At 70.0% G+C, this 25,793-nt stretch carries 32 protein-coding genes and 2 pseudogenes; 21 read left to right on the top strand and 13 right to left on the bottom strand.

Features of this window, described 5'->3' with window-relative positions; genetic code table 11:
• Positions 1–200: 200 nt before the first annotated feature.
• The 7 genes from AC5P09_RS46195 (at position 201) to kynU (ending at position 6,938) form a co-directional block, all read left to right on the top strand.
• Positions 201–989, top strand: coding sequence for an aldose epimerase family protein (locus tag AC5P09_RS46195; protein ID WP_493879680.1), 789 nt, complete (start codon positions 201–203; stop codon positions 987–989).
• Positions 990–999: 10 nt separating this feature from the next.
• Positions 1,000–1,548 carry an orotate phosphoribosyltransferase gene (gene pyrE, locus AC5P09_RS46190; protein ID WP_493879679.1) on the top strand — a complete coding sequence of 183 codons (549 nt, stop codon included), beginning with the start codon at positions 1,000–1,002 and terminating at the stop codon, positions 1,546–1,548.
• Positions 1,549–1,667: 119 nt separating this feature from the next.
• The gene (gene fbaA / locus AC5P09_RS46185; protein WP_493879678.1) at positions 1,668–2,699 is read left to right on the top strand and encodes a class II fructose-bisphosphate aldolase; all 1,032 of its coding nucleotides are present in this window, start codon (positions 1,668–1,670) and stop codon (positions 2,697–2,699) included.
• A 66-nt stretch (positions 2,700–2,765) separates the two neighbouring features.
• Positions 2,766–4,268, top strand: a complete 1,503-nt coding sequence (locus tag AC5P09_RS46180; RefSeq protein WP_493879677.1) for an MFS transporter — start codon at positions 2,766–2,768, stop codon at positions 4,266–4,268.
• 78 nt (positions 4,269–4,346) lie between these two features.
• Complete coding sequence (locus AC5P09_RS46175) at positions 4,347–4,760, top strand: DUF3151 domain-containing protein (RefSeq protein ID WP_266436220.1); 414 nt, start codon at positions 4,347–4,349, stop codon at positions 4,758–4,760.
• A gap of 149 nt (positions 4,761–4,909) precedes the next feature.
• Positions 4,910–5,749, top strand: a complete 840-nt coding sequence (locus AC5P09_RS46170) for a tryptophan 2,3-dioxygenase family protein (RefSeq protein ID WP_493879676.1) — start codon at positions 4,910–4,912, stop codon at positions 5,747–5,749.
• On the top strand, positions 5,742–6,938 hold the full coding sequence (kynU, locus tag AC5P09_RS46165) for a kynureninase (RefSeq protein ID WP_493879675.1): 1,197 nt from the start codon (positions 5,742–5,744) through the stop codon (positions 6,936–6,938). Before AC5P09_RS46170 ends, kynU begins: the two co-directional genes overlap by 8 nt.
• 48 nt (positions 6,939–6,986) lie before the next feature.
• Here kynU and AC5P09_RS46160 read toward each other — a convergent pair whose 3' ends face one another.
• Positions 6,987–7,250 (bottom strand): GntR family transcriptional regulator, encoded by a 264-nt coding sequence (locus AC5P09_RS46160; RefSeq protein ID WP_493879674.1) that lies wholly within the window; start codon positions 7,248–7,250, stop codon positions 6,987–6,989.
• Positions 7,251–7,399: 149 nt separating this feature from the next.
• Between AC5P09_RS46160 and AC5P09_RS46155 the strand changes: the two genes are divergently transcribed.
• Together AC5P09_RS46155 and AC5P09_RS46150 are read left to right on the top strand one after the other, a co-directional pair.
• A complete protein-coding gene (locus AC5P09_RS46155) occupies positions 7,400–7,696 on the top strand; it encodes a hypothetical protein (protein WP_493879673.1) in 297 nt (98 codons plus the stop codon).
• A complete protein-coding gene (locus AC5P09_RS46150; RefSeq protein ID WP_493879672.1) occupies positions 7,693–7,953 on the top strand; it encodes a hypothetical protein in 261 nt (86 codons plus the stop codon). The genes AC5P09_RS46155 and AC5P09_RS46150 overlap by 4 nt, the downstream gene beginning before the upstream one ends.
• A gap of 577 nt (positions 7,954–8,530) precedes the next feature.
• Here the strand turns inward: AC5P09_RS46150 and AC5P09_RS46145 are convergent.
• Together AC5P09_RS46145 and AC5P09_RS46140 are read right to left on the bottom strand one after the other, a co-directional pair.
• The gene (locus tag AC5P09_RS46145; protein ID WP_493879671.1) at positions 8,531–8,740 is read right to left on the bottom strand and encodes a hypothetical protein; all 210 of its coding nucleotides are present in this window, start codon (positions 8,738–8,740) and stop codon (positions 8,531–8,533) included.
• Positions 8,741–8,841: 101 nt separating this feature from the next.
• Complete coding sequence (locus AC5P09_RS46140) at positions 8,842–9,315, bottom strand: EamA family transporter (protein WP_493879670.1); 474 nt, start codon at positions 9,313–9,315, stop codon at positions 8,842–8,844.
• 249 nt (positions 9,316–9,564) lie between these two features.
• Here AC5P09_RS46140 and AC5P09_RS46135 point away from each other — a divergent pair, with 249 nt between their 5' ends.
• Entirely contained in the window at positions 9,565–10,032 is a 468-nt protein-coding gene (locus AC5P09_RS46135; protein ID WP_493879669.1) for a GNAT family N-acetyltransferase, read from the top strand.
• On the opposite strand, the pseudogene AC5P09_RS46130 reads toward AC5P09_RS46135, so the two are convergent.
• The 4 genes and pseudogenes from AC5P09_RS46130 to AC5P09_RS46115 all read right to left on the bottom strand — a co-directional run.
• A pseudogene (locus AC5P09_RS46130) lies at positions 10,033–10,753 on the bottom strand (IS630 family transposase); the annotation flags it as partial.
• Positions 10,754–10,867: 114 nt separating this feature from the next.
• Positions 10,868–11,554 carry a winged helix-turn-helix transcriptional regulator gene (locus AC5P09_RS46125; RefSeq protein ID WP_493879668.1) on the bottom strand — a complete coding sequence of 229 codons (687 nt, stop codon included), beginning with the start codon at positions 11,552–11,554 and terminating at the stop codon, positions 10,868–10,870.
• 9 nt (positions 11,555–11,563) lie between these two features.
• Positions 11,564–12,274, bottom strand: a complete 711-nt coding sequence (locus AC5P09_RS46120) for an alpha/beta fold hydrolase (RefSeq protein WP_493879667.1) — start codon at positions 12,272–12,274, stop codon at positions 11,564–11,566.
• Complete coding sequence (locus tag AC5P09_RS46115) at positions 12,271–13,215, bottom strand: LLM class flavin-dependent oxidoreductase (RefSeq protein ID WP_493879666.1); 945 nt, start codon at positions 13,213–13,215, stop codon at positions 12,271–12,273. The genes AC5P09_RS46120 and AC5P09_RS46115 overlap by 4 nt, the downstream gene beginning before the upstream one ends.
• A gap of 100 nt (positions 13,216–13,315) precedes the next feature.
• Between AC5P09_RS46115 and AC5P09_RS46110 the strand changes: the two genes are divergently transcribed.
• Positions 13,316–13,744 carry an organic hydroperoxide resistance protein gene (locus AC5P09_RS46110; protein WP_493879665.1) on the top strand — a complete coding sequence of 143 codons (429 nt, stop codon included), beginning with the start codon at positions 13,316–13,318 and terminating at the stop codon, positions 13,742–13,744.
• Between the two features lie 267 nt (positions 13,745–14,011).
• Positions 14,012–14,371, top strand: coding sequence for a hypothetical protein (locus AC5P09_RS46105; RefSeq protein ID WP_493879664.1), 360 nt, complete (start codon positions 14,012–14,014; stop codon positions 14,369–14,371).
• 37 nt (positions 14,372–14,408) lie between these two features.
• Here AC5P09_RS46105 and AC5P09_RS46100 read toward each other — a convergent pair.
• Together AC5P09_RS46100 and AC5P09_RS46095 are read right to left on the bottom strand one after the other, a co-directional pair.
• Positions 14,409–15,531, bottom strand: a pseudogene (locus tag AC5P09_RS46100) (IS630 family transposase).
• Between the two features lie 75 nt (positions 15,532–15,606).
• Positions 15,607–15,933 (bottom strand): hypothetical protein, encoded by a 327-nt coding sequence (locus AC5P09_RS46095; protein ID WP_493879663.1) that lies wholly within the window; start codon positions 15,931–15,933, stop codon positions 15,607–15,609.
• Positions 15,934–16,151: 218 nt separating this feature from the next.
• On the opposite strand from AC5P09_RS46095, the gene AC5P09_RS46090 reads away from it, so the two are divergent.
• On the top strand, positions 16,152–16,667 hold the full coding sequence (locus tag AC5P09_RS46090) for a CGNR zinc finger domain-containing protein (RefSeq protein ID WP_493879662.1): 516 nt from the start codon (positions 16,152–16,154) through the stop codon (positions 16,665–16,667).
• Between the two features lie 175 nt (positions 16,668–16,842).
• On the opposite strand, the gene AC5P09_RS46085 is transcribed toward AC5P09_RS46090, so the two are convergent.
• The gene (locus AC5P09_RS46085; RefSeq protein WP_493879661.1) at positions 16,843–17,451 is read right to left on the bottom strand and encodes a TetR/AcrR family transcriptional regulator; all 609 of its coding nucleotides are present in this window, start codon (positions 17,449–17,451) and stop codon (positions 16,843–16,845) included.
• 229 nt (positions 17,452–17,680) lie between these two features.
• On the opposite strand from AC5P09_RS46085, the gene AC5P09_RS46080 reads away from it, so the two are divergent.
• The 4 genes from AC5P09_RS46080 to AC5P09_RS46065 all read left to right on the top strand — a co-directional run bounded on the left by AC5P09_RS46080 (position 17,681) and on the right by AC5P09_RS46065 (position 21,314).
• Positions 17,681–18,577, top strand: coding sequence for an alpha/beta hydrolase (locus AC5P09_RS46080; RefSeq protein ID WP_493879660.1), 897 nt, complete (start codon positions 17,681–17,683; stop codon positions 18,575–18,577).
• Positions 18,578–18,777: 200 nt separating this feature from the next.
• Complete coding sequence (locus AC5P09_RS46075) at positions 18,778–20,115, top strand: sensor histidine kinase (RefSeq protein WP_493879659.1); 1,338 nt, start codon at positions 18,778–18,780, stop codon at positions 20,113–20,115.
• Positions 20,112–20,798, top strand: coding sequence for a response regulator (locus tag AC5P09_RS46070; protein WP_493879658.1), 687 nt, complete (start codon positions 20,112–20,114; stop codon positions 20,796–20,798). Before AC5P09_RS46075 ends, AC5P09_RS46070 begins: the two co-directional genes overlap by 4 nt.
• A 135-nt stretch (positions 20,799–20,933) precedes the next feature.
• Positions 20,934–21,314 carry a hypothetical protein gene (locus tag AC5P09_RS46065; protein WP_493879657.1) on the top strand — a complete coding sequence of 127 codons (381 nt, stop codon included), beginning with the start codon at positions 20,934–20,936 and terminating at the stop codon, positions 21,312–21,314.
• A 161-nt stretch (positions 21,315–21,475) separates the two neighbouring features.
• Here the strand turns inward: AC5P09_RS46065 and AC5P09_RS46060 are convergent, their stop codons facing one another.
• The 3 genes from AC5P09_RS46060 to AC5P09_RS46050 all read right to left on the bottom strand — a co-directional run bounded on the left by AC5P09_RS46060 (position 21,476) and on the right by AC5P09_RS46050 (position 22,583).
• The gene (locus tag AC5P09_RS46060) at positions 21,476–21,790 is read right to left on the bottom strand and encodes a hypothetical protein (RefSeq protein ID WP_493879656.1); all 315 of its coding nucleotides are present in this window, start codon (positions 21,788–21,790) and stop codon (positions 21,476–21,478) included.
• Positions 21,787–22,077, bottom strand: coding sequence for a hypothetical protein (locus AC5P09_RS46055; RefSeq protein ID WP_493879655.1), 291 nt, complete (start codon positions 22,075–22,077; stop codon positions 21,787–21,789). The genes AC5P09_RS46060 and AC5P09_RS46055 overlap by 4 nt, the downstream gene beginning before the upstream one ends.
• 95 nt (positions 22,078–22,172) lie before the next feature.
• Entirely contained in the window at positions 22,173–22,583 is a 411-nt protein-coding gene (locus AC5P09_RS46050; RefSeq protein ID WP_493879654.1) for an ATP-binding protein, read from the bottom strand.
• Between the two features lie 225 nt (positions 22,584–22,808).
• Between AC5P09_RS46050 and AC5P09_RS46045 the strand changes: the two genes are divergently transcribed.
• The 4 genes from AC5P09_RS46045 to AC5P09_RS46030 all read left to right on the top strand — a co-directional run bounded on the left by AC5P09_RS46045 (position 22,809) and on the right by AC5P09_RS46030 (position 25,623).
• Positions 22,809–23,660 carry a helix-turn-helix domain-containing protein gene (locus AC5P09_RS46045; RefSeq protein ID WP_493879653.1) on the top strand — a complete coding sequence of 284 codons (852 nt, stop codon included), beginning with the start codon at positions 22,809–22,811 and terminating at the stop codon, positions 23,658–23,660.
• A complete protein-coding gene (locus AC5P09_RS46040) occupies positions 23,660–23,857 on the top strand; it encodes a DUF397 domain-containing protein (protein WP_493879652.1) in 198 nt (65 codons plus the stop codon). The genes AC5P09_RS46045 and AC5P09_RS46040 overlap by 1 nt, the downstream gene beginning before the upstream one ends.
• Entirely contained in the window at positions 23,836–24,273 is a 438-nt protein-coding gene (locus AC5P09_RS46035; protein WP_493879651.1) for a VOC family protein, read from the top strand. Before AC5P09_RS46040 ends, AC5P09_RS46035 begins: the two co-directional genes overlap by 22 nt.
• 147 nt (positions 24,274–24,420) lie before the next feature.
• Positions 24,421–25,623 carry a cytochrome P450 gene (locus AC5P09_RS46030; protein WP_493879650.1) on the top strand — a complete coding sequence of 401 codons (1,203 nt, stop codon included), beginning with the start codon at positions 24,421–24,423 and terminating at the stop codon, positions 25,621–25,623.
• Positions 25,624–25,793 lie beyond the last annotated feature (170 nt).

The following is a 25,793-nucleotide window of genomic DNA, read 5'->3' as shown; positions in this document are numbered from 1 at the left end:
GCCCGGCGCTTGCGGGGTGCCGCGCCTCTTTGGGTCGGGAGCCGCCCCAGCGGCACGACTGCCCGCAGCTACGGCGGTCCGCGGCTGCGGTGGTTGCGGCGGTCCGCTGCCGGACACCTATGCGGCCCGCTGCGTGTGGTGCCCGTGGCGGCGGTGGCCGTCCCCGCACGCCCTCTTGATCAGCCCAGTAGGGTCGTCACGTGAGTAGTGAAGACATCAGGCTGACCGCGGGTGACGCGGAAGTGATCGTGCAGCCGGGGAACGGTGGCCGGGTGGGAGGGCTCCGCGTCGGTGGGGTCGAACTCCTGCGGCAGGGTGAGCGGTTCGGCTGCTTCCCGATGGTTCCCTGGTGCGGCCGGATCAGGGACGGCCGGTTCCGGGACGGGGCGGCCGTCCATCAGATGCCGCTGAACAACCCGCCGCACGCCATCCACGGCACCGTGCGCGACGGCGTCTGGCGCACGGCCCGCGTCACCGGGGACGAGGCGGTCATCACGTACGACCTGGTCGAGCCGTGGCCCTACCGGGGCCGCGTCACCCAGGTCGTCGCCCTGGCCGAGGACGCCCTGACGCTGACCATGTCCGTGGAGACGTACGACTCGTCCTTCCCGGCCCAGATCGGCTGGCACCCCTGGTTCAACCGGAACCTGGGACAGGAGGACGCGCAGCTGGACTTCAGCCCCGCCTGGCAGGAGGAGCGCGGCGAGGACCATCTGCCGACCGGCAACCGGCTCGACCCGAAGCCCGGCCCCTGGGACGACTGCTTCGGCATGCCCGGCGGTGTCGACGTCACGCTCACCTGGCCGGGGCAGCTGGAGCTGAAGGTGGCCAGTCGCGAGGAGTGGGTCGTCGTGTACGACGAGCAGGAGGCGGCCGTGTGCGTGGAGCCGCAGACCGGGCCGCCCAACGGGCTGAACACGCTGCCGCGCCTGGTCACGCCGTTGGAGCCGCTCGAAGCCGCCACCACCTGGACCTGGCGCCGCCTCTAAGCTGACAGGCATGACAGACGTACGCGGCGAGCTGCTGCAGCAGATCAAGGACAAGGCCGTGGTGCACGGCAAGGTGACCCTGTCGTCGGGTCTTGAGGCCGACTACTACGTCGACCTGCGGCGCATCACCCTCGACGGGGAGGCCGCTCCGCTGGTAGGGCAGGTGCTGCTCGACCTGACCGCCGACCTGGAGTTCGACGCGGTGGGCGGGCTGACCATGGGCGCCGACCCCGTGGCCGCGTCGATGCTGCACGCGGCGGCCGCTCGCGGGAGGAAGCTCGACGCCTTCGTCGTACGGAAGGCCGCCAAGGCGCACGGGCTGCAGCGGCGGGTCGAGGGCCCGGAGATCGCGGGCCGCCGGGTGCTGGTCGTCGAGGACACCTCCACCACCGGCGGTTCCCCGCTGGCCGCCGTGGAGGCGGTGCGCGAGGCCGGTGCCGAGGTCGTCGCCGTGGCGACGATCGTCGACCGGGCGACCGGGGCCGCGGAGAAGATCGAGCAGGGCGCGGGTGTCCCGTACCTCTTCGCGTACTCGAAGGACGAGCTGGGTCTGGACTGACCGCAGGATGGACCATCCGCCCAAGTCTGGAAAGATGGGGCCGACGATGACGTCACCCTCAAGGTCTAGGTCAGGGCCGTAGTAGCAGAACGCCAACCCGCATACCAAGGAGCGGACAGATGCCCATCGCAACCCCCGAGGTCTACAACGAGATGCTCGACCGGGCGAAGGCAGGCAAGTTCGCCTACCCGGCCATCAACGTGACCTCCTCCCAGACCCTGCACGCGGCCCTGCGCGGCTTCGCGGAGGCGGAGAGCGACGGCATCATCCAGATCTCGACGGGTGGCGCCGAGTTCCTGGGCGGTCAGCACAGCAAGGACATGGTGACCGGTGCGGTCGCCCTGGCCGAGTTCGCGCACATCGTCGCCAAGAAGTACGACATCACGGTCGCCCTGCACACGGACCACTGCCCGAAGGACAAGCTCGACGGGTACGTACGCCCGCTGCTGGCCGTGTCCGAGGAGCGGGTCAAGGCCGGGCAGAACCCGCTGTTCCAGTCCCACATGTGGGACGGCTCCGCCGAGACCCTCGCCGACAACCTGTCCATCGCCCAGGAGCTCCTGGAGCGCGCCCGCGCCGCCAGGATCATCCTCGAGGTGGAGATCACCCCGACCGGCGGTGAGGAGGACGGCGTCTCGCACGAGATCAACGACTCCCTGTACACGACGGTCGACGACGCCGTTCGTACCGTCGAGGCCCTCGGTCTCGGCGAGAAGGGCCGCTACCTGCTGGCCGCGTCCTTCGGCAACGTGCACGGCGTGTACAAGCCGGGCAACGTGGTTCTGCGTCCCGACCTGCTCAAGGAGCTGAACGAGGGCATCGCCGCCAAGTACGGCAAGCCGGCCGGCTCGCAGCCGTTCGACTTCGTCTTCCACGGCGGCTCCGGCTCCACCGCGGAGGAGATCGCGACCGCGCTGGAGAACGGCGTCGTCAAGATGAACATCGACACCGACACGCAGTACCACTTCACGCGCCCGGTCGTCGACCACATGTTCCGCAACTACGACGGCGTCCTGAAGGTCGACGGCGAGGTCGGCTCCAAGAAGACCTACGACCCGCGCACCTGGGGCAAGCTCGCCGAGGCCGGCATGGCCGCGCGCGTCGTCGAGGCCTGCGGACACCTGCGCTCCAGCGGCACGAAGATCAAGTAGCGCGTACCCGATCACGATTACGGCGACCCCGGTGCCACGGCACCGGGGTCGCTGTATACCTGGGTCATGCCCGATGTCCGGCTGGCCTCGCCGCAAGGCAAGTGGATCCTGCTGACCACCGTCCTCGGATCCAGCATGGCCCTGCTGGACTCGACCGTCGTCAACGTCGCCCTGCCCCGCATCGGCCGCGACCTCGACGCGGACCTCGCCGCCCTCCAGTGGACGATCAACGCGTACATGCTGACGCTGGCCGGGCTGATCCTGCTGGGCGGTGCGCTCGGGGACCGGTTCGGGCGCCGGAAGGTCTTCGTGATCGGCGTGCTCTGGTTCGCCGCCGCCTCCCTGCTGTGCGGGATCGCCCCGAACGCTGAGTTCCTCATCGCCGCCAGGGCGCTGCAAGGGGTCGGGGGCGCGCTCCTCACGCCGGGTTCGCTCGCCATCATCCAGGCGTCCTTCCATCCGGATGACCGGGGCAGGGCCGTCGGCCTGTGGTCCGGGTTCGGCGGGGTCGGGGCGGCGGTCGGGCCGTTCGTGGGCGGCTGGCTGGTGGACGGGCCCGGCTGGCGGTGGGTGTTCCTGCTCAACGTGCCGCTCGCGCTGCTGTGCGCGCCGATCGCCGTACGGCATGTTCCCGAGTCGGGTGGGGGCATCTCCCGCTCGAGCGCAGCCGAGAGTGGGGGAGGTCGTACGCACACCCGCTTCGACGTGCTGGGTGCGGTGCTCGGCGCGTCGGCGCTCGCGCTGGTGACGTATGCGCTGATCGAGGCCCGGTCGGGTTCCCTCGTCGTCGTGCTCACCGCCGTGCTCGGTGTGGCCGCCGCCGTGGTCTTCGTACGCGTCGAGCGGCGCCGGGCCGATCCGATGATGCCGACGGACATCTTCGCGTCCCGCCAGTTCACCGCGGTCAACCTGGTCACGCTGTGCGTGTACGCGGCCTTCGGCGGCTTCTTCTTCCTGGCCGTGCTCCAGCTCCAGGTGGTCGTCGGCTACTCCGCCCTCGGCGCCGGTACGGCACTGCTGCCCACGACCGCCCTGATGCTGCTGTTCTCCGCCCGCTCGGGCGCCCTGGCCGACCGCATCGGGCCTCGCATCCCGCTCACCGTCGGGCCGCTGCTGTGTGCCGGCGGGATGCTGCTGATGCTGCGGGTCGGTCCGGAGGCGTCGTACCTCGTCGACGTGCTGCCCGCGCTGCTGGTCCTCGGGCTGGGGATGGTCACCCTGGTCGCACCGCTGACGGCGACGGTCCTCGGGTCCGTGGACACCGCGCGGGCCGGGCTGGCCAGCGGCATCAACAACGCGGCGGCCCGGGCGGCCGGCCTGATCGCGGTGGCGGCGCTGCCGCTGATCGCCGGGATGGGGGAGGAGGCGTACCGGTCGCCGGGGGCCTTCGACGACGCGTTCGGGCGGGCGATGACGGTGTGCGCCGGAGTGCTGGTCGTGGGGGCCGCGGTCGCCTTCGCGACGGTGCGGACGCCGCCGGCGGACTGCCGCAGGCCGGAGTGCCGGACACACGGGTCCGTGACGGCGCCGCCGCTGGAAGGGGAGCGGGCGCGGAAGCGGCTGGCATAGCCGCACGACTGTCCTCTCCGCACGACTGCCCTCACCGCGCGTCGCTCCGTCCCGCGCCGGATGGAGGAGACTTGGCCCATGTCCATTCACGAAAACCTCCTCGGGGGACCGCCCCCGACCCACCTCCCCGACGACCCGGAGCCCCGCGAGCTGCTCGCGAACGGCACCGCGCCCGCGGACGTCGCCGCGAAGTACCCGACCTCCTCGCTGGCCTGGGCCCAGCTGGCCGACGAGGCCTTCGAGCGGGGCAGCGTCGTGGAGTCGTACGCCTATGCCCGCACCGGCTACCACCGCGGCCTGGACAGCCTGCGCCGCAACGGCTGGAAGGGCCACGGCCCGGTCCCCTGGGAGCACGAGCCGAACCGCGGCTTCCTGCGCGCCCTGCACGGCCTCGCCCGCGCCGCACAGGCCATCGGCGAGCAGGAGGAGTACGAGCGCTGCTCGCAGTTCCTGAAGGACTCCTCCCCGGCGGCCGCCCAGACCCTGGGCTGAGACGTTCCTCGGTACGGCCCGCCTGCGCGATCAGGCGGGCCTTGCCTTTTCGGCGGACCATCGAAGAAGATGCCCGGCGGGGACCGGGGCCCCCGTGTCGGTAACGGCAGGGGCGGACCGCTACCCGGAGTACACATCAGGAGACAGCGATGTCCCAAGAGGCTCACGAAACCCAGGAGCCCGAGACTCCGCATCTCGACTTCAACGGCACGACCCCGTACGAGGACTACGTACAGGCGGACGTGCTCACCCACCTCCAGCACACCCTCTCCGACGACCCCGGAGAGATGGTCTTCCTGGTCACGACCCAGGTGATGGAGCTGTGGTTCACGGTCATCGTCCACGAGTGGGAGACCGCCGCGCGGGCCCTTCGCCAGGACCGGGTGCCGGTGGCGATCGCCGCGCTGAAGCGTTCCGTACGGGAGCTGGAGGCGCTGAACGCCTCCTGGAAGCCGCTCGGCCAGCTCACCCCGGCCCAGTTCAACGCGTACCGCTCGGCGCTCGGCGAGGGCTCCGGCTTCCAGTCGGCGATGTACCGCCGCATGGAGTTCCTGCTCGGCGAGAAGTCCGCGTCCATGCTGGTCCCGCACCGGGGCGCGCCCCGCGTCCACGGGGAGCTGGAGAAGGCGCTGCACGAGCCGAGCCTGTACGACGAGGTGCTGCGGCTGCTCGCCCGGCGCGGGCACGCGATCCCGGCTTCCGTCCTGGACCGTGACGTGTCGCTCCGCTACGAGCCGTCGCCCGAGGTGGAGGAGGTGTGGACCGCCCTCTACTCCGGCGACGAGAGCGACGACCTGGCCCGCCTCGGCGAGGCGCTGACCGATGTCGCCGAGCTGGTGTGGCGCTGGCGCAACGACCACCTGGTCGCCACCCGGCGCGCGATGGGCGCCAAGACCGGCACGGGCGGCTCCGCCGGGGTGGCCTGGCTGGAGAAGCGCGCGCAGAAGAACGTGTTTCCCGAGCTGTGGACGGCGCGGTCCCATGTCTGAACTCTCCTTCAAGGCTTCCGAGTTGGACGCCGGTGACGAACTGGCCGGACTGCGCTCGCAGTTCGTGCTCGACGACGTGGTCTACCTGGACGGGAACTCGCTCGGCGCGCTGCCGGCGGCCGTCCCCGGGCGGGTCGAGGACGTCGTACGGCGGCAGTGGGGCGAGCTGCGCATACGGTCCTGGGACGAGAGCGGCTGGTGGACCGCGCCCGAGCGGATCGGCGACCGGATCGCCCCGCTGGTGGGGGCGGCGGCCGGGCAGATCGTGGTCGGGGACTCGACAAGTGTCAACGTGTTCAAGGCACTTGTGGGAGCGGTGCGGCTGGCTCGGCTCAGCGACTCCGCTCGCGACGAGATCGTCGTCGACGCGACGACCTTCCCCACGGACGGGTACATGGCCGAGTCGGCGGCCCGGATGACCGGCTGCACCCTGCGCCCGGTGACGCCGGCCGAGGTGCCCGGGGCGCTGGGCGACCGTACCGCCGCCGTCCTGCTGAACCACGTCGACTACCGCACCGGCCGGCTGCACGACCTGCCCGGTCTCACGGCCGCCGTGCACGCGGCGGGCGCGGTCGCCGTCTGGGACCTGTGCCACAGCGCGGGCGCCCTGCCGGTCGGGCTCGACGAGCACGGCGTCGACCTGGCCGTCGGCTGCACCTACAAGTACCTGAACGGCGGCCCGGGTTCACCGGCGTACCTCTACGTCCGCCGCGAGCTCCAGGACCGCTTCGACTCCCCGCTGCCCGGCTGGAACTCCCACGCCGAACCCTTCGGCATGCGCCCCGACTACGAACCGGCGCCGGGCGCCCTGCGCGGCCGCGTGGGCACGCCCGACATCCTCTCCATGCTCGCCCTGGAGGCGGCCCTGGAGGTCTGGGACGGCGTCCCGATCGACACCGTCCGCGCCAAGTCCCTCGCCCTGACGGACTTCTTCCTGGAGTGCGTCGCGCAGTACGTGCCGCCGGGCCGGGTGGAGTCGCTGACGCCGGTGGCCCATGAGGAGCGGGGCAGCCAGGTGGCGCTGCGGTGCGCGGACGCGGGCGAGGTAATGAAGCGGCTGATCGGACGGGGCGTGGTCGGCGACTTCCGCCACCCCGACGTCCTGCGCTTCGGGTTCACACCGTTGTACGTCGGGTTCGCGGACGTGGAGCGGGCGGCTCGGGTGCTGGGGGATGTGACGGCGGGGTAGGGGCTTCGCGAAGGGCACGTCGGGCAACTGAGGGGGGCGCGGCTTCGGCTATGAGGGGGGCTGGGAGGTCTCGGCGGAGGGTGGCAGGGAGTCCGTTACGAAGGTTCCCAGCCCGACTTCGCCTCGCGTCCAGCCCTCTTCCCGCACATGCCGCATGGCCTTCGCTGCCGTCGCGTTCACTACGCCGAACTCCTGGGCGATCTCCAAAGTGGACGGCACGCGGTTGCCTGGCGGATACGTGCCGTCCTTGATACGCCGGATGATCTCCGCTGCGATCTGACGCCAGAGCGGACGCGTGCGATCAAGGTCCATGAACCTCAGCGTGGATGACCATGGCCTTCCATGCATCCGTGGTTATCCACGGTTATCTACGGGTATTGTGGTCACCGACACACAATGGCCCCGGCGGGAAGCGGCTACTTCCTCACCGGGGCCTGAGCCGACTGAGTAGGAGTCGACCTATGCGCAGCCTAGTGGCCGCGATTCTGAGCTTCTTCCTGCCTCCTCGCGGAGTGCACCGCGCCGTCACACCCCCATCGCCCGCCACCTCCTGCACGCCCGTGCCCGAGTACCGGCCCGCGCCTCCACCCCTGGACGTCATCACCGCCGATGGCTGGCCCCTGGTCCGGCCGTATCTCGCCGTATGGGAACGCGAGCGTGACGAGCTCGACCGCAGGCGCCTTCAGCGGGAGCGGCGCCGCGCGGCGGTCCTCGCGAGCCTGGGTCAGGACTACGTCTCGTGGGAGGTCGCCGTATGAGTGCGTCGCGCCTCCGCCGCATCGGCGTCGACCCGGCCACCGGCAAGGAGGCGTTCGCGGTCACGCGGCCCGGCGGTCTCCTTGAGGAACTGGCCGACGCGCGCGCCGTGAAGGCCGCCGCGGTCCTGCTGACGGTCGTGGGTGCCGTACTGGAAGCGGGCAAGGCGTCGGACACCGAACTCGCCGCGTTCGTACCGTCGTTGCACGCCGCGCTCGAAGAATGCGTTGGCATCATGACGGCGGACGGAGAGTGCTGACGTAGAGGTATCCCGTCTTGGGGCGGGAGTGGAGCCATGGGTGCCCAGGGACCATCCTGGGCACCCCACCAACCGGCCGTCCGGGGCGCCGAGCGCTCGTCCGAACCGCTGTCTGCCACTCGGTGTCTCATGCGGATGAACGCATCGGCTCGCCGGGCCTGACGTGCCCGAGGGCCACCTGGTCGACGGGTCTCGACGAGGAAGGACACCTGCCTGGTGACCGGCCGCGCGCGGGTGTCCTACCGCCGGGCGGAAGAGATCTTCGAGGAGAGCACCCGGCTGCTGGGCAACCCCTCGCCAGCCGCGACGACTTCGACGACCTGGAAGGCTGGATGCTCTACCGGCTCCGCCACAGTGCCCTGACGCACGACGCGGAAGACGGCGTCTCAACGCCGATGCTGCCGGCACGCTCCCGCCACGTCTCCGTACGCTGCTGGGACGGTCCGCCCGCCCCGGCGTCGACGCTGTAGCCCGGCACTTCGCCGCACGCGATCCGGCAGCCCGCCGACGAGGCTGAGTCGGAGCACTCACGGCTTGCCCCCGGACGACACCGCACTCCGAGCGGCATCGTCCCAGGTCAGCTATATCCGTTGTTTTCGCGGCCATTACTACGACGCACCCTGCCGTCACGGTGCGCTGGCGCGGGTTGCTGGTGGCCGACGTGGAGGGCCTTGATGATCTCGCCGTTGACCAGGATGACCAGGCAACCACACCCGCCGACGCAGTACTCGACCTCACCTTCGGTGGTGTGGTGGCGTGACTGCAGTACCCACCACTGCGTCTGCACTGTGGTCGGCTCCTTGCATACGGGGCAGAGGTCATCTTCTGAAGCCGGGAGCGCGGAGTGAGAAGCCATGTCGTCAGCGTGAAGTCACGCTCTAAAGCATTTCAACCATTACGTTGGTCGCTGGCTCCGCTCGTATGACCATGCGGGTGTGTGGGCACGCCCGTAGGCGCTGCCTGACGCAGCGACCATGTTCCGGCGAGGACGACCAGCGCTATGGCGCCCAACTGGCCAACCGTGAGCTGCTCATGCAGGAGAAGGAAGCCGATTGCCGCTCCTACGGCGGGACTCAGTGCGAGCAGCACTCCAAAGGCGCGCGTGTCGATGCGCCGCAGGAGTGTCATGTCAAGGACGTACGGGACCAGGGAAGACAGCACGGCCACCACCAGTCCAGTTCCAAGGGCTGCAGGGTGGGCGGCATCCCTCCCGCTGGTTACGGCAGCGATCGGTGTCACCATGCAAGCGCCGCAGGCCAGTGCGACGGCCAGACCCGTCCAGTCCGAGAACAGTCGGCCGACCTGCTTGTTCAGCAGCACATACCCGGCCCTGCACAGCGCGGCTACGCCGCCCAGTAGCACCCCGGCAGCGGGCAGTGAAGCCCCCGGGGTCGCTAGTGCTCTGACCGGGAAGGTTCACCGGGTCGCGAGTAGGGCCGAGTGGATGGGGCCTCAATCTGGGCGAGGCATGTATCGGCCACCGCGAAAAACCGTTGGACACGTGCTGGACGCTCCACGACGATTCGCGCTGTGCCAGACAAAGCCGAGCGCCGGACCCCAGTCCCCACTAGCCCGAAGGTCGTACGATTTGTTGAGTTATCGAGCACGGCCATGACCGCCTTGCTGAACGACGATCTGGCTCAAGCCAGCGCCGAAGCAGGTGTCGCTCTCACTGACTACTTCGTCACCGACACGGCAAAGTGGGTGTGGCGGTACCGGGTCAATCAGCTCACCTCGGACCCGAGTTGCACGGGGTGGCTCACGCAGACTGTGGTAGCGGAGCCGGAAGGTGCCGTCGTGGGGTATGCCGGGTTCCACGGGCCGCCGGATGAGGCAGGCATGGTGGAGCTCGGTTACTCCGTGGCCCCCGTCTACCGTCGTCAGGGCTACGCCAGGGCGATGCTGGCCGAGTTGGTACATCGGTCTGTTGCCGAAGCCGGAGTCAGGACCGTGCGGGTGACGATCAGTCCTGACAACGCCGCATCCCTGGCCACGATCTCCGGGTTCGGCTTCGTGGAGGTCGGAGAGCAATGGGACGAGGAAGACGGCCTCGAAACCATATTTGAAGTTCCTGTCTGATCAAGCCGCTGCCGGAAGCGGTCGGCCTCCCCAGCGAATGCCTTTCTCGCTGCGGACGCGGGCACGTTCGCGGCGTTCGGCGGCCAGGACATCTCGGTGGCGGGCGTTGGCGTTGCGCCAGCGGAGGTAGGCGTGCAGGGCCCGGGTCTGGACGGTGTGGTTCGGATGGTGGGAGTTGGCCAGGGTGAACTGCCGCAGCGGTCCGAAGTGGGCTTCGATGGGGTTGGCCCAGGAGGCGTTGGTCGGGGTGAAGCACAGCTCGACCCGGTTCTTCCGGGCCCAGGCGCGGATCTTGGTGCCCTTGTGCGCGGAGAGGTTGTCCAGGATCACGTAGATCGGGGCGCCGTCCGGGCGCGCGGCACGGATCGACTTCAGCGCGGTCAGGGAGTTCACGGCTCCCTTGTGGCGACGGTTGACGCCCCACAGGGTGTCGTCGCCGACCGAGTAGCAGCCCGTGGAAGTAAGTCACCCCGTGGCTGCGGTGGTAGGTCGCAGGGACGCGGTTGGGGCGGCCCCGCCCGGCCCAGCAAGACCCACCGGTGGGGCGGATGCCCAGCGGGCCGAACTCGTCGAACGCGAAGGTGCGGTTGGGGAAGTGCTCCAGGACGTGCTCGATGCGGTCCAACTTGGCGTCGCGCTCGGGGTCGGTGGACTCCTTCCAGGTCTTGGTCCGCTGAAAGGTGACGCCGCGCCGGGCGAGTAGGCAGCGCAGGGCCTCGCGGTGCCCCGGACTCCCAGCTCTGTCCCCAGGGGCGAGGCGGTCAGCCGGGGTTTCGTCCCACGGGGATGAGAAAGAGCTCGGGCCACTGGTCGTTCTGGTGGGATCGGGGCGTGATTAGGACGAGGTCTGGTCGGCTTTCCGGGCACGCGGGGGCGGCAGGCGGAACAGGCCCCTCAGCCTGCGCAGAGCCTCGCTGTCGCCGGACGCCGACGCGGCACCGCTCTCGATCGTCTCGGCGAGTGTGAGGCCTTGGCCGGTCAGGCGGAGGAACACCTCCTGGCTGACCGTGATGGTCGCGTCCGGGTGCTGGGCCGGTCCGTGCAGCGCCTCGATCGTCCCGTCGTCGATCCGCGCGTGGAAGACCTCGTCGTCGATGCGGAACTCGTACACCGCGCGGAGGCTGGCGGCGGCCTCGGCGTCGAAGCAGGCCCGCAGGCCGAGCACGGCCCAGCCCGGATGGAACGTCTCGGTCGCACGCCGTTCGCCCATCGCCCACTTCAGGCCCCACCGGGCCAGCTCCAGGATCGCCGGGCCGAGTTCCTCGCCGGCCTCGGTGAGGGCGTATGCGGGGGTCCGGGCGGGCGGCGGGAGCGTGATCTTGTGGGCCAGGCCCTCGCGTTCCAGATGTTTCAGGCGGGCGGCCAGCAGTCCGGTGCCGAGGCCGCGCAGGCTGGCCTGCAGATCGCCGAACCGCTTGGGCCCCGTCAGCAGCTCGCGGACCAGCAGCAGCGTCCAGCGCTCGCCGACGAGGTCGAGGGTGTGCGCGGTCGCGCAGTACTGGTTGTAGGTTCGCTGTTCCACTTCACCACTCTAGACTTCGCGCTTCTCGTTCTTGAACGAACGTGCTTCCAGGAGCATTCGGGCGAGCGGCTCCGGATCGGTCAGCATCACGTCGTGCGGGCCGTCCAGCGCGAGCGTCCGGTACCCGACGGCCTCGCCGAACCGGTCGAACGGGTAGGTCTGCGGCCTGCAGCAGATGGCAGTTCCGGGAATCCGGCTGACGGCCCCGCTCAAGCGCGTGGGCTCGGTGAACGTGCGCAGTGGCTGGGGGAGCATGCGCGCGGCCAGCCAGGCCGCGGTGCTGGTGTCGTCGTCGGTGTCGACGATGCCGAACGCCGCCGGGGGCGGGGCCGGGATCCGCCATCCGTCCCCGAACGTCTCGGCCGCAGTACGGACCGCCTTGACGAAGGCGTCGGGGGCCAGGCTGAACAGGCTGGCGCCGTCACACCCCGCCCATCCGTCCACCAGGACGATGTGGCCGACGGCATCGGGCCGTGCGTCGGCAGCCTCCCGTACGACGAGGCCCGCGTAACTGTGCCCGACCAGCACGAGCTCGCTGTCCTGCGGAACGGTGTCGAGAGCGGCGACGACCGCCTCGGCGTGGTCGTGGAGCCCGTAGTTCCCGACGGTGCTGAGGTCCGGGGTGAGCGTGCGTGCCCCGGCGGCGTGCAGCAGCGGGACGACCCGGTCCCAGGCCCATGGGCCGTGCCAGGCGCCGTGGACGAGAACGAACGTGATCACCGGCGATCCTCCTTGTGAAGCAGGGGCAGAACACGGTCGGCGAACTCCTCCAGGCCGGCGTCGTGGTCATCGGTCGCCAGGCGGATCACCACGTGGCGGGCGCCGGCCGCGGCGTAGCCGGTCAACCAGTCGGCGGCCTGGCGGGCGGTACCGGCGAACATGGACTGGATCGACGCGACGAACTCGAGTGGCGCGTCGTAGTAGCGCTCAATGCTCGTTCGCAGACGCCGGCGCGCATTCTCCGGGTCCTCGTCCAGACAGAGCGTCGCGTACAAGGCGGGGGTGACCGAACGGGTGGACGCCTGCTCGATGGCCTCGCGTTCCTCCGCGTACGTCGTCGCCTCGGGCGGATACGGGAGCCAGCCATCGGCGAGGCGAGCCACGCGCCGCAGCGCCGGTCCACCGCTTCCCGCCAGCCAGATCGGCGGCCCTCCCGGACGGGACGGCGGGGGCGCGAGCCGCACGTTCTCGAAGGCGAAGTGCTCGCCCTTGTACGACACCGCCTCCCCCGACCAGAGCCGCCGCATGGCGTCGATCGACTCCTCCATGCGGCCAATGCGGCAGGCGAATCGGATGCCGACCGCCGCGAAGTGGGCCTCGGTGTTCGGGTTCGGGAATCCGCCGCCCATGCCCGCGATCAGCCGTCCCCTCGACAGCCGGTCGAGGGTGGCGAGCTGGTGCGCCAGCAGGATCGGATGGCGCAGCGCCGGCAGCAGCACCGCCGTGCCGAGCGCGACCCGTTCGGTGGCCTGGGCCACGGCGGCCAACAGCAGCAGCGGATCCGCGCGCGGTCTGGTCACGGGGCTGTCGCCTGCCCAGACCGAGTCCAGCCCCAGCTCCTCTGCCCGCCGTGCTTGGACGACGAGCCGCCCCGGTTCGTGCTCACCCAGAACGGACTGGTCGCGCGTCGGGAGCAGGTAGCCGATCTCCAGCCTCGCCATCTTCCCTCCCGGTCGTCGTGAGATTCCCGATCCTAACCCGTTGGCTTCCCATTTTTGAAGTGAAAAGTTTCTATTCTGGTAGAAGCGAAGGGAGTTCAGGATGACCAAGGCGCTGTACACGGCGGAAGCGCACGTCGTCGGAGGCAGGAACGGCCGCGGACACACCTCAGACGGACGACTGGATCTGGAGCTACGGCAGCCCAAGGAGCTGGGCGGGGACGGTGAGGGGGCAAACCCCGAGCAGCTCTTCGCGATCGGGTACGCCGCTTGTCTCGGTGCGACACTCGCCCTGGTCGGGCAGCGCGGCAAGCTCAAGGCGGACGACGCGGAGATCGACTCGTCGGTCTCGCTGATCCCGATCGACGGCGGCCGCTTCAAGCTCGACGTCGAACTGCAGATCTCGCTGCCCTCGGTCACCGGCGAGCAGGCGGCCGAGCTGGTCAGGACGGCCCACCAGGTCTGCCCGTACTCCAATGCCACGCGCGACAACATCAACGTGGCACTGGTGGTCAACGGCATACGGCTGTGACACCGGCCCCGCTCCTCGCCCGACGAGGGGAGCGGGGCCTCACCACCGGTCGGCAGTGCCCGGTCGCTCCGAAGACCGCCATCCGCTACGCGGACTCGGCACGGCCGCCGGTTGGTGCAGCCGCACCGGCCCGAAGGAGCAACCCCCGGCAGCTACCGCAACGCGCCCGGCGGCCCGGTCTGCGACCTCTAGTGCTCTGACCGGATAGGTTCGCCGGAAGCTCGCGGTGTTCGGCATGGACGGGCCTCGCCAACCCTCCGTAGGCTGGTGATCGCCTACGAAGGGGGCGGGGTGAACGGCAATCCGCTGTACCACTGGATAGCTCTGGCAGTGTCCACGGCGCTCATGCTGCCGGTGCCGGTGGCGATACTGGCGGGGTGGACACCGCCGTGGATGCGCAAGCGACAGGCCGGGATGCGGCTTCGCGCCTACGGCATTCTGTGCATCTACGCCCTCATGCTCGTCAACGGCATCCCCCGGATCGCCGACGCCTCATTCGAGACGGTTGTGGTCTGCATGAACGTCGGCTTCGGCTTCACCGCCGCCGCTGCGGTCCTGTTCCTGCTCTCGGCACGCAAGGATTCAGGCGCCCGGACAGCTGGCCCAGTCGAACCTCGGGAAGGCTGAGAGACAGCTTGCCGCGCCTGCCGCGTCACGGGTTTGGTCAGGCTGCTGGTGCGAGGGGGCGTCCGCCCCAGCGGATGCCTTTCTCGCTGCGGATGCGGGCGCGTTCTCGGCGCTGAGCGGCGAGCACGTCGGGGTGGCGTGCGTTGGCGTTGCGCCAGCGCAGGTAGGCGTGCAGGGCTCGGGTCTGCACGACGTGGTTGGGGTTGTTGGAGTTGGCGATGGTGAACTGCCGCAGCGGTCCGAAGTGCGCCTCGATCGGGTTCGCCCACGATGCGTAGGTCGGGGTGAAACACAACTCGACCTTGTTCTTCTTCGCCCAGCGGCGGATGTCGACGCCCTTGTGGGCGGAGAGGTTGTCCATGATCACGTAGATCGGTGCGCCGTCGGGCCGGGCGGCGCGGATCGACTTCAGCGCGGCCAGCGTGTTCGTGGCACCTTTCCTGCGGTGGTTGACGCCCCACAGGCGGTCGTCGCCGACCGAGTAGCAGCCCGTGGAAGTAGCGCACCCCGTGGGTGCGGTGGTAGGTGGCCGGCACGCGGTCGGGACGTTTCCGTTCGGCCCAGCCCGAGCCTGCGGTGGGCCGGATCCCGAGCGGGCCGAACTCGTCGAACGCGAAGACCCGGTCCGGGAAGCGGTCCAGGACCTCCTCAATCCGGTCCAGCTTCGCATCGCGGTCGGGGTCGGGGGATTCCTTCCATGTCTTGGTGCGCTGGAAGGTGACGCCGCGACGGGCGAGCAGGCCGCGTAACGCTTCGCGGCCGATACGGATCACGCGGCCGGGTACTTTCCGCAGGTAGGCGACGAGTTTGCGCAAAGACCAGCGGGTGAAGGGCTGGCCGAGTTTGGTGGGGCGGGTGGTGGCCGTCTGGATGACGAAGTCCTCATCGTCACGACTGAGCAGGCGGGGACGGCCTCCCGCCCACCGAGGGTCCAGGCATGCCAGGCCGATCTCGTTGAACCGGTGGATCACATCCCGGACGGTGTCTTCGTCGGCCTGCACCAGCTGGGCGATCACCGGCACACGGTTCCCTCCGGCCGAGGCCAGCAGCATCATCGCGCGCCGGTAGCGCACCGTGCTGGTACTGCCCCGGCGCACGATCTGCTGCAGCTTCTGCCCCTCCTGGTCGGTCAGTCTGCGCACACGGACCGGCTCAGCCATCGCGCCTCCAGCGGTCGGATCGGACGTCACCGCACATCCAACCGCCCCGACCACCAACCCGGCGAACCTACGCGGTCAGAGCACTAGCAGCAGTACGCCGACAAGCGCCGTCAGCACTGCCGCGAGGTGCTTCAGCCGACGGGACAGCATGATCGACAGTGCGAGCGGCCCCAGCAGCTCCAACGTGGCCGCTATGCCGATCGGTAGGTAGCTGATCGCCTGGAAGTACGCCAGGTTCATGGCCGCCAGGACCAGACCGAGTGAAAGCGCCGCCCGCCACTGCCGGGCGGTGATTCCCCGCAGCCGCGGCCGGACCAGCATCCAGAGAATCACGGCTGAGAAGGCCAGCCGCATACCAGCCAGTGCCGTGGGGCTGACGATCGCGTAGGCGTCCTTGGCCACAGCCGCACCTACCTGGAGACTGATGACCTGTCCCAGTATCAGACCCGATGCCATCGTGGCGTGCTGATGGGGTGGGACGGGAACCTGCGCCGTCATACTCGCCCGTTCCCTTCCTCAATCCCGCTGTCAAGGTGGCCAGGGCGCGATCATGTGATCACCCACGTCTGCCGCCGTCCGATGGGCTTCTCTGTGCCGTTATACGGTGCTGTAATAGCCTTATGTATTTCAACCATTACGGCGGGGAAGCAGGTCGGCTGGCCGCGGACCTGGCCAATCTGAGTGTTCCGCCGCAGCCAGATGACCTCGAGCCGCTTCTCGCCAAGCGCGGGATAGCGCGCCGTGAACTCACTACCCGGCAGGCAGCGGACATCTGGACGTGGAGTCGGCGCCTGGCTGCCTGCTTCGGCCCGCAGAGCGTCGATGAGCGGTGCCAGGCGGTCAACACGCTGCTCACCGACGCCTCCAGCAGGCCCCACATCTCGCTGCACGACGGACAACCCCACCTGCACTACGACGCCCCCAACGCGAATGCCGCCGCCCACATTCGAGCCGTCACCGCGTCGGGACTCGCCTACGTCATCTGCTTCGCAGGGCCTGGTCGGTTGGGACGTTGCGCACGCCGCAGCTGCAATCTGGCATTCGTCGACACCTCCCGTAACGGTCGGCGCACCTACTGCTCGGTGCGTTGCGCCAACAACGACGCCGTTGCACGTCATCGCGAACGGCGCCGTTGAGAACAGCACGGACGGGCCCTGTCCCCGCTGTTGTACGCGGGAATGCTCCTGTCCCGATCTCACCGATCAGATCAAGACCGTGGCAGTACCCGCGGGGGCCCTCAGAGGGACGGTTCGAACCTCGGCGTCGCGGCATTATGCCTGGCCGGCCGACGCATGACGTCAGTGCCCGACCTCACCCTTCTCCGGCGTACACACCGGCCTCCGCCGCCACGACCGCCGCGTCCGCCGCGCGTTTGGCGTCGGCGTGGCCGGGGGCGACGCCGGTGGTGAGGAAGCCGTAGTAGAGGGGCGCCGAGACCGCCCGTACGACCGTCGCCGGGTCCGTGCCGGCCGGCAGCTCGCCCCGGGCCACGCCCTCCGCCACGCAGGGCGCCCACTCCGCCACCCGTACCTCGTAGAACCGCCGCAGCGCCTGGGCCGTCCGCTCGTCGCACGCCGCCGCCGCGATGACCGCGCGGAACAGCGCGCCCTGCCGCGGATCGGCGAGGGTCCGCCGGACCAGCGCGGCGTTGGCGCGCAGGTCGCCCCGTACGGAACCCGTGCGCGTACGCGGCAGCGACTGCTCGGCCATGTCGGCGAGCAGGTCGGCGACCAGGCCGGTCACCGAGCCCCACCGCCGGTACACGGTCGTCTTGCCGACCTCCGCGCGCCGGGCGACGTCCGCGAGGTCCAGCCGGTCGAAGCCCTGCTCGGCCAGTACGTCCCCCGCCGCCCGCAGTACGGCCGTACGGACGCGGGCGGTGCGGCCGCCGGGGCGTACGGTGCCGGGTTCGGCGGACATGTCGGCCTCCTTGATCCCTGTGGTTCCCTGTACGGGGGGCAGGCGGGATTGATGAGTGGCCCCCGGCGCAAGCGTAACGAAACAGCAGAACCGTTTAACCCTCACCGAGCGTCACATCCCCGTGTCCGCGCACGTCATCGGCCTGATAGCGTCCCGCCAACGGGCGAATTCTCTCCGCGGGGTTGCATCCCGGCCCGCCAAGTCCGTTTCATCGCTGAGAGGTTGGAGCATGCCGGACGACGCCGCAGCACTCGATGCCGCAGCTGCCCATGCCGCCGCCGAAGAGGAGTCGGCCTTCTCGCACCCCGCGGTCGACCCCGACGCCACCGCGGCGTACGGCGATCATCCCGACCAGGTGATCGACTTCTACGCCCCGCACATCGAGGTCGTACCGGGGGTTCCCGCCCCGCTGGTCGTCGTGCTGCACGGGGGTGCGTGGCGTGCGCAGTACGACCGTCGGCACATCTCGCCGTTCGCGGACTACCTGGCGCGTCGGGGGTTCGGGGTGGCGAGCGTGGAGTATCGGCGGGGCGGCGGCGCTGGTGGTGAGGGTGCGGCTGCGGTCGCGGGCCGGTGGCCGGACACCTTCGACGACGTCGCCGCCGCGCTGGACGCGCTGCCCGCCCTCGTCCGCGAGATCCTTCCGCAGGCCGACCCGCGCCGCATGGTGGTCACCGGCCACTCGGCGGGCGGACACCTCGCCCTGTGGGTCGCTGCCCGTCACCTGCTGCCGGCCGACGCCCCCTGGCGCACGGACCGTCCGGCGCCGCTGCGGGGGGTCGTCGCGCTCGCTCCGATCGCGGACCTCGCGGTCGCGGAGAAGCTGGACGTGTGCGGCGGTGCGGTGCTTCAACTCCTGGGTGGTGAGGTCGAGTTCGCGGAGCGGCAGCCGTACGCGGATCCCGCCCTGCTGCTTCCCACGGGTATCGCGACGACGCTCGTCCAGGGCCGCACCGACGTGGACGTCCCGGAGGCGGTCGCCGAGTCGTACGCGGACGCGGCGGCGAAGGCGGGGGAGGTGGTGGGCCTGACGTTGCTGGAGGACGTCGGCCATTTCCCGCTGATCGATCCGGCGGCGGATGCGTGCGCGGTGGTGGCGGAGGAGATCGCGCAGCTGGCGTGGTGAGGGGCGGCTTCCGGCAGCCGCAGGCGGCGGTGTGCGCGTACGGGTCGGGACTGGTCCGGCCCGCCGGGCACTGAGCCGAGCCCAACGGGATGGCGGCCCTTGCACCACCGGCCGGCCGACCCGTAGTACCTGAGACGGACCCTGAAGGACCCCCCTCACTGGTGACGACCGCGCCCCCGCTCACGCCTACCGTTCTGTACGTGACCGAGACGACCCAGATCCACACCACGCCGCCGGACGACGGGGCCAAGTCGCGCAGCCCGGAGTTCCGGCTTGCCGCGGACGCCCTGCGCGGGCTGCGACAGGACCTGTTCCGCGATGCCTTCGCCTACAGTCCGCTCCCGCGCATGCGCACGGACGGCCCGCTCACCCGGCGGCTGCCCGGCCGTCTGCGGGAGTACGCGGCCTGGACGCCGCACGCCGTGATCGCCGCGGCCGCCCTGTTCGCACTGGCCCTCTCCACCATCGACCAGGGGCTGGGTCTGCTGCTAGGCCCGCTCGCCGTGATCCCGATCCTGCTGACCATCGTCCGGCCGGTCGGAGCGTTCTGGCTGTCCATGGCGGCCGCCCCGCTCGCCCTCCCGTTCGGCGACCAGTCGGGGGACTGGCCGTGGCTGCCCGGCGCCTTCGCCTGCCACCTGACGGTGCTGACGGTCGTGGCGCTGCGCACCAGGCCGCGCACGGCCGCGTGGATGTGGGCGCTGACCGCGGCCTACGGCGCCGTGGTGGAGACTCTTTTCGGCTCGGGCCACTACTACGGCGACAACACCGCGCCCATGCTGGTCCTCTCCGCACTCGTCCTGCTCTGCGTCTCCGTCTGGCACATACTCCGCGAGGCCAAGCAGGAGGTGACCGCCCAGCAGACGGTGACCGCGCACGAGCGCTCCCGGCGCACCCTGCTGGAGGAGCGCACGACGATCGCCCGCGAGCTGCACGACGTGGTCGCGCACCACATGTCGGTCGTCGCCATCCAGGCGGAGGCCGCCCCCTACCGGGTGGAGAACCCGCCGCCGGAGCTGGAGCGGGCCTTCGTCACCATCCGGGAGAACGCGGTCGCGGCCCTCACCGAGCTGCGCCGGGTCCTGGGCGTCGTCCGGGCCGAGGACTACGAGGCCCCGGACGCCCCGCAGCCGACCCTCGCCGACCTGGACGCGCTGCTGGCCAACGTGCGCAACGCGGGGCTGGACGTCGACAAGACGGTGACCGGAGCGGTGCGCGAGCTGCCGCAGGGCGTCGAGCTGTCGGCGTACCGGATCGTGCAGGAGGCACTGAGCAACACGCTGCGGCACGCACCCGGTGCGGGCGCCCGCGTGGAGATCGGGTACGTCCTCGGCGGCCTGGGCCTGCGCATAGTCAACGGCCCGCCGCCCGCGCCGGCCCTGGTGAAGCCCTCGCCCGGCGCCGGGCACGGCATCACCGGCATGCGGGAGCGGGTCTCCATGCTGAACGGCGAGATGACGGCGGGCGCGACGGGCGAAGGAGGGTACGAGGTGGCGGTGTTCCTGCCGGTGCCCGTCGTGAGTGAGGACGACGCATGACGCAGGGGCTGAGTCGGGGCACGATCCGCGTCCTGATCGCGGACGACCAGATGATGGTCCGCGAGGGCTTCTCGGTCCTGCTGAACGCGATGCCGGACATCGAGGTCGTCGGAGAGGCGGTCAACGGCCGCGAGGCGGTGGCCAAGGTCCGCGAACTCGCCCCGGACGTGGTCCTGATGGACATCCGCATGCCGGAGCTGAACGGCATCGAGGCGACCCGGGAGATCGTCGCGGCGGACGGCACGGCGAAGGTGCTGGTCCTCACCACCTTCGACCTCGACGAGTACGTGTACCAGGCGCTGCGGGCAGGAGCCTCCGGCTTCCTCCTCAAGGACGCCTCGGCCCGCCAACTCGCCGACGGCGTGAGGGTGGTGGCATCCGGCGAGGCACTGCTCGCGCCCACGGTCACCAAGCGCCTGATCACCGAGTTCTCGAAGCTGTCCGAGACGCCGCGCCTCATGCCGTCCGCACAGGCGGCGTACGGCGATCTGACCGACCGGGAGACGGAGGTGCTGGTCCTGATCGCCCAGGGCCTGTCGAACGCGGAGATCGCGGAGCGGCTGGTGGTGGCCGAGTCGACGATCAAGACCCACGTCAGCCGGATCCTGGTGAAGCTGGGCCTGCGGGACCGGACGCAGGCGGCGGTGTTCGCGTATGAGGCGCGGTTGGTGACGCCGGGGTAGGCACGCGCAACCTGAACTGTTGCAGGTACCCGTGAACCGGCGGCCGGGAGACAGTCAGGTGTGCCTGACCAGGCGCGTACTCACCAGGACTGAACGGGGAGTTGATTCCTTGTGCGTGTTCGAGAGAAGAGCAGGATGACGAAGCGGGTGGCGGTCGTGGCGACAGCGGCCGCCGCGCTCGCCACCGGCGCGTTGGCCACGGCGCCGACCGCCTCGGCCTACGACTACAACGGATGCGGCTGGCCCCGTGTCTGCTTCTATCTCACCGACAGCGACTGGAGCAACGGCGATTACACGGCCGCGTACCAGGACGTCACCAGCTCCTACCAGACCTTGGGTTCCGCCAGCCGCGGTGCCAACTACATCCGCAACACCCGCAACGACGACCGCGCCTACCTGCGGTACATCAACGACGGGGTGACGTACTACTACTGCCTGCCGCCGAACAGCACGTACCACTTCGGCTCCTCCTCGATCGTGACCGGAGTCCGCATCGACACGGCCTCCAGCTGCTGACGACCGTCACAGCGAGGCCGGCGCAGGCGTGACGTGAGCGAGGCCCCGGCCGCCCTCCGTGTCGGGCAGGTACCTCAACCTGCCCGGGACGTCGGGTGGTTCGAGGCCTGTTTCGCATGCGCCGATCCGCGCTACGACGGACGGCGTCGGCAACCGCGCGCTCAGAACCTGGTGTCGCCACCGGCGAAACGTACGGGTGACACGAGGGCGATACGGATCAGGCCGGGCTCGGGAGGAGGGGCGTCGTAGACGTAGGTGACGGTGAGCGCGGGACGGACGTCCGTGCCTTCGAGGCGCGTCGTATAGATCTTCATGCCGCCGATGGCACCCGGTGCTCGCCTACCGAGTGTCGGGTTCTTCTCCAGTTCGGCTCGCAGGACCTCGACGGCCTCGAGTGCCCCGCAGCCGATGGCGAGGCAGCGGGCGCGGGCCTCACTGGTGATCTCGGCTACGGTCGGCTGCTGGTCGTCGCTCACCGATCGTTTCCCCGAGCCGTGCGGATTTCGGCGACGGCCGCGGCGACGGCCGTGTCGAAGCCGGGATCCTGGCGCGCGACGACCCGGCCGCGGAACTCCTCAACGAGGCGGACAACCCCGGACAGGTCCGCGGGATCGGCATGGTTGATCTCACGAGCCAGCTCGGCCTCGAAGTCGTCTGCGTCGCCAGGGAAGCCGTAGCCCATGGTGAGGGCGGCACGGAGCTCCCCGATGGTGCGCAGGGGGGGGAGATGGGGCTGGCCGGGCTCTGCCGGTTGGCTGGTCATGGCGTCGGCTCCCTTTCGCGGTGTCGCACTCACCGTACCCGGATGATTCCGCGGCCGGCCGAGGCTTCCGCGAGCGGCGATTCTTGACAGGCTTTTCATGCGGCGCCGAGTTCGCACCAGATGTACTTGCCCCGGTTGCCGTTCCTGGACTGCGGCTGCCAGCCCCACACGTCGGCGCAGGCGCGGATCAGGGCGAGACCGCGGCCGTCCTCGGCGTCGGTGAGGTGCTCCAGCGGTCGCGGCGGCTCGGGTGGTCCGGGGTCCGCGTCCCACGCGCCGATCCGCAGCGTCCCCGGCGGCGACCAGCCGACCCGTAGTGCGGCCGAGCCCTTCGTGTGCAGTACGGCGTTCGAGACCAGCTCCGCGGCGAGGAGCTCTGCGGTGTCGACCAAGGTGATCAGGCCGTGCAGAGTCAGGATCAGACGGAGGGTGCGGCGGCAGACGGTGACGGCTCGGGGGTCGTTGGGGATGTGGAGGGAGTATTCCCACGGTTCGCTTTCGGGCATGCGGCAACTCCGGTTCGGTGGTGGGGGTTTCGGAGGGGCTGCGGGCGCTGGGCGGTGGCATTGCCGCAGCCGCCGTGGCAGGGCGGAGCGGTGCGCTTCCGGTACCCCGGGTTTCCGCAGCGTGTGCGTCGCGATACTGACGGTAGTGCAAAAATTTTTGTCCGCGCAAGCGGGTGTCGTAATCTGGCGCTCGAACGAGGCAACTCAGCAAGCTGAGGAGGGGGTATGGCGCCGAGGAGCCAGCCCACGACACGTCAGGTGCGCTTGGGTACCGAGCTGCGTCGGCTGCGGGAGGCTGCTGGGCTGAAGGCCCGCGAGGTGGCTGGGCTACTGAATTCGACTTCGGCCCAGATGAGCCAGGTGGAGGCGGGCAACGTCGGCGTCAGTGAGGAGCGGGTGCGTCGCCTCGCCGCGCACTACGACTGCACGGACGAGGCGTTGGTCGACGCGCTGGTGGCCATGGCGACCGACCGCACGCAGGGCTGGTGGGAGGAGTACCGGGGAGTGCTGCCCCCGGTGTTTCAGGACACCGCCGAGGTCGAGCACCACGCGACGTTCCTCCGCGAGGTCGTGATCACGTACGTTCCAGGGCTGCTTCAGACCGCCGACTACGCCCGCGCGGTCTACGCGTACGTGCACCCTGGGCTGCCCGAGAGTGAACTGACCCCCCGGGTGGAACACCGCATGATGCGGCGCGCTGTGATCGAGGGCGACCACTCGACCCCGTACGAGACGCTCATCCATGAGTGCGCTCTCCGAGTCCGGGTGTCCGACCGCAGTGTCAGCCGCGCTCAACTCCAGCAGATCCTCGGCCAGATCGAGCAGGGGCACGCGACTGTACGCGTCATCCCCATCGATCAGGACGGCTTTGGTGGTGCCGGAATCTCGATGATGTATGCGGGCGGTCCGGTCCCCCAGCTGGACACCGGCCTTCGAGACGCTCCCACCGGCGTCGCGTTCATCGATGCGGAAGCTCAGCTGAAAAAGCTTCGAACACTGTTCCTTACGATTCAAGCAGCGTCCCTGGACCCCAACACGTCGAGGGACTTCATCCACCGTCTGACAAAGGAACTCTGATGAACTGGCGGAAGTCCACGTACTCCGGTGGCGGCGACGGCGACACCTGCGTCGAGATCGCCACCCTCCCCACCCGCATGGCCATCCGCGACTCCAAAACCCCCCTCCGCGCCACCCTCTCCTTCCCAACCCCCGCCTTCACCGCCCTCATCGACCACCTGAAGGGCCACCCCTCATGGAACAGCGCGTCACTCTGATCACCCTCGGCGTCTCCGATCTCGCCCGGTCCAAGGCCTTCTACGAAGCCCTCGGCTGGCGGGGCCAGGAGGTCGAGGAGACCGTCTTCTTCCAGGCGGGGGGCCTGGGACTGGTCCTGTGGGGGCGGGACAAGCTCGCGGCGGACTGTGGGCTGGAGGCCGGGAAGGCGGACGGGTTCGGCGGCATCGTGCTGGCGCACAACGTCCGGTCCGACGCCGAGGTCGACGAACTGCTCGCCGCTGTGGAGCGGGCCGGCGGGAGCGTGACCAAGCCCGCCGCGGTCAATGAGATCGGCTTCTACTCGAGCGCGTTCATCGACCCGGACGGCCACGCCTGGGAGGTCGCCCACAACCCCGGCTTCCCGCTCGCGGACGACGGCACGGTCACGCTCCCCGACTTCGGTCAGGCCCACTGAGGCCTGCTGGAGGCTCGACTGGGCCACCACGCGGACGACTACTGCACCCCGCGAAAGCTGATGGAGCAGAAACACGCTCGGTGCCGACCCGGTCGTTAGGGGCGTCCCCCCTGGTCAGACAGGGGAGCCACGGTCTAACGTCCGTGCATGGCAGCCTTCGACCCGTGGGACCCGGCGTTCCTCGACGACCCGTACCCCACCTATGCCGAGCTGCGTGAGCGTGGCCGCGTGCAGTACTTCGAGCCCACCGGCCAGTGGCTGGTGTCGCACCATGCGGACGTGTCCGCGCTGCTGCGGGACCGGAGGCTGGGGCGGACGTATCAGCACCGGTTCACCCATGAGGACTTCGGGCGGACGGCTCCTCCCGCCGAGCACGAGCCGTTCCACACGCTCAACGACCACGGGATGCTCGACCTGGAGCCGCCGGACCACACCCGGATCCGGCGTCTGGTGTCGAAGGCGTTCACGCCGCGCACGGTGGAGCAGCTCAAGCCCTACGTGACCCAGCTCGCCGGGGAGTTGGTCGACGGGCTCGTGCGGCAGGGCGGCGGCGACCTGCTCACCGATGTCGCCGAGCCGCTCCCCGTGGCCGTGATCGCCGAAATGCTGGGCATCCCGGAGTCGGACCGGGCGCCTCTCCGTCCGTGGTCGGCGGACATCTGCGGGATGTACGAGCTGAACCCGTCGGAGGACGTGGCGGCCAAGGCGGTGCGGGCGTCGGTGGAGTTCTCCGACTACCTCCTCCAGCTGATCGCCGAGCGTCGCAAGGAGCCGGGCGAGGATCTGATCTCGGGGCTGATCGCGGCCCACGACGAGGGCGACCGGCTGACCGAGCAGGAGATGATCTCGACCTGTGTGCTGCTGCTGAACGCGGGGCACGAGGCCACGGTGAACGCCACAGTCAACGGCTGGTGGGCCCTGTTCCGCAACCCGGACCAGCTGGCGGCGCTGCGTGCGGACCACTCCCTGGTCCCGTCCGCCGTCGAGGAGCTCATGCGCTACGACACCCCGCTCCAGCTCTTCGAACGCTGGGTTCTGGACGACATCGAGGTCGACGGCACGACGATCCCGAGGGGCGCGGAGATCGCGATGCTCTTCGGCTCCGCCAACCACGACCCCGAGGTGTTCCGGAATCCCGAGCAGCTCGACCTCGCCCGCAAGGACAACCCCCACATCTCCTTCAGCGCCGGCATCCACTACTGCATCGGCGCCCCGCTGGCGCGTATCGAGCTGGCGGCCTCGATGACGGCCCTGCTGGCGAAGGCCCCGACGCTGGGCCTGGCGGCGGAGCCTCGGCGGAAGCCGAACTTCGTGATCCGGGGGCTGGAAGGGCTGGCCGTCGCCCTGTGACGACGGCGGGCCGCCGGGTTTTCTCGCCCCCGCCGCCCCTACCCGTCCCATCACTGGGGGCTGCGCCCCCAGACCCCCGCTTTCGGCCCGAAGGGCCTCGTCCTCAAACGCCGGACGGGCTGAAAATCAGCCCCTCCGGCGTTTGAGGAGCGGGGTCTGGGGCGGAGCCC

The sequence above is a fragment of the Streptomyces sp. a15 genome (genome assembly GCF_059026085.1).
This window is presented reverse-complemented; position numbering and strand designations above follow the sequence as displayed.

Bases quoted from the DNA above. Each gene is read 5' to 3' on its own strand.
- pyrE (WP_493879679.1), top strand. From the start codon at position 1,000: ATGACAGACGTACGCGGCGAGCTGCTGCAGCAGATCAAGGACAAGGCC.
- fbaA (WP_493879678.1), top strand. From the start codon at position 1,668: ATGCCCATCGCAACCCCCGAGGTCTACAACGAGATGCTCGACCGGGCG.
- AC5P09_RS46180 (WP_493879677.1), top strand. From the start codon at position 2,766: ATGCCCGATGTCCGGCTGGCCTCGCCGCAAGGCAAGTGGATCCTGCTG.
- AC5P09_RS46175 (WP_266436220.1), top strand. From the start codon at position 4,347: ATGTCCATTCACGAAAACCTCCTCGGGGGACCGCCCCCGACCCACCTC.
- AC5P09_RS46170 (WP_493879676.1), top strand. From the start codon at position 4,910: ATGTCCCAAGAGGCTCACGAAACCCAGGAGCCCGAGACTCCGCATCTC.
- kynU (WP_493879675.1), top strand. From the start codon at position 5,742: ATGTCTGAACTCTCCTTCAAGGCTTCCGAGTTGGACGCCGGTGACGAA.
- AC5P09_RS46160 (WP_493879674.1), bottom strand. From the start codon at position 7,250: ATGGACCTTGATCGCACGCGTCCGCTCTGGCGTCAGATCGCAGCGGAG.
- AC5P09_RS46155 (WP_493879673.1), top strand. From the start codon at position 7,400: ATGCGCAGCCTAGTGGCCGCGATTCTGAGCTTCTTCCTGCCTCCTCGC.
- AC5P09_RS46150 (WP_493879672.1), top strand. From the start codon at position 7,693: ATGAGTGCGTCGCGCCTCCGCCGCATCGGCGTCGACCCGGCCACCGGC.
- AC5P09_RS46135 (WP_493879669.1), top strand. From the start codon at position 9,565: ATGACCGCCTTGCTGAACGACGATCTGGCTCAAGCCAGCGCCGAAGCA.
- AC5P09_RS46115 (WP_493879666.1), bottom strand. From the start codon at position 13,215: ATGGCGAGGCTGGAGATCGGCTACCTGCTCCCGACGCGCGACCAGTCC.
- AC5P09_RS46110 (WP_493879665.1), top strand. From the start codon at position 13,316: ATGACCAAGGCGCTGTACACGGCGGAAGCGCACGTCGTCGGAGGCAGG.
- AC5P09_RS46090 (WP_493879662.1), top strand. From the start codon at position 16,152: ATGTATTTCAACCATTACGGCGGGGAAGCAGGTCGGCTGGCCGCGGAC.
- AC5P09_RS46085 (WP_493879661.1), bottom strand. From the start codon at position 17,451: ATGTCCGCCGAACCCGGCACCGTACGCCCCGGCGGCCGCACCGCCCGC.
- AC5P09_RS46080 (WP_493879660.1), top strand. From the start codon at position 17,681: ATGCCGGACGACGCCGCAGCACTCGATGCCGCAGCTGCCCATGCCGCC.
- AC5P09_RS46070 (WP_493879658.1), top strand. From the start codon at position 20,112: ATGACGCAGGGGCTGAGTCGGGGCACGATCCGCGTCCTGATCGCGGAC.
- AC5P09_RS46065 (WP_493879657.1), top strand. From the start codon at position 20,934: ATGACGAAGCGGGTGGCGGTCGTGGCGACAGCGGCCGCCGCGCTCGCC.
- AC5P09_RS46055 (WP_493879655.1), bottom strand. From the start codon at position 22,077: ATGACCAGCCAACCGGCAGAGCCCGGCCAGCCCCATCTCCCCCCCCTG.
- AC5P09_RS46050 (WP_493879654.1), bottom strand. From the start codon at position 22,583: ATGCCCGAAAGCGAACCGTGGGAATACTCCCTCCACATCCCCAACGAC.
- AC5P09_RS46045 (WP_493879653.1), top strand. From the start codon at position 22,809: ATGGCGCCGAGGAGCCAGCCCACGACACGTCAGGTGCGCTTGGGTACC.
- AC5P09_RS46040 (WP_493879652.1), top strand. From the start codon at position 23,660: ATGAACTGGCGGAAGTCCACGTACTCCGGTGGCGGCGACGGCGACACC.
- AC5P09_RS46035 (WP_493879651.1), top strand. From the start codon at position 23,836: ATGGAACAGCGCGTCACTCTGATCACCCTCGGCGTCTCCGATCTCGCC.
- AC5P09_RS46030 (WP_493879650.1), top strand. From the start codon at position 24,421: ATGGCAGCCTTCGACCCGTGGGACCCGGCGTTCCTCGACGACCCGTAC.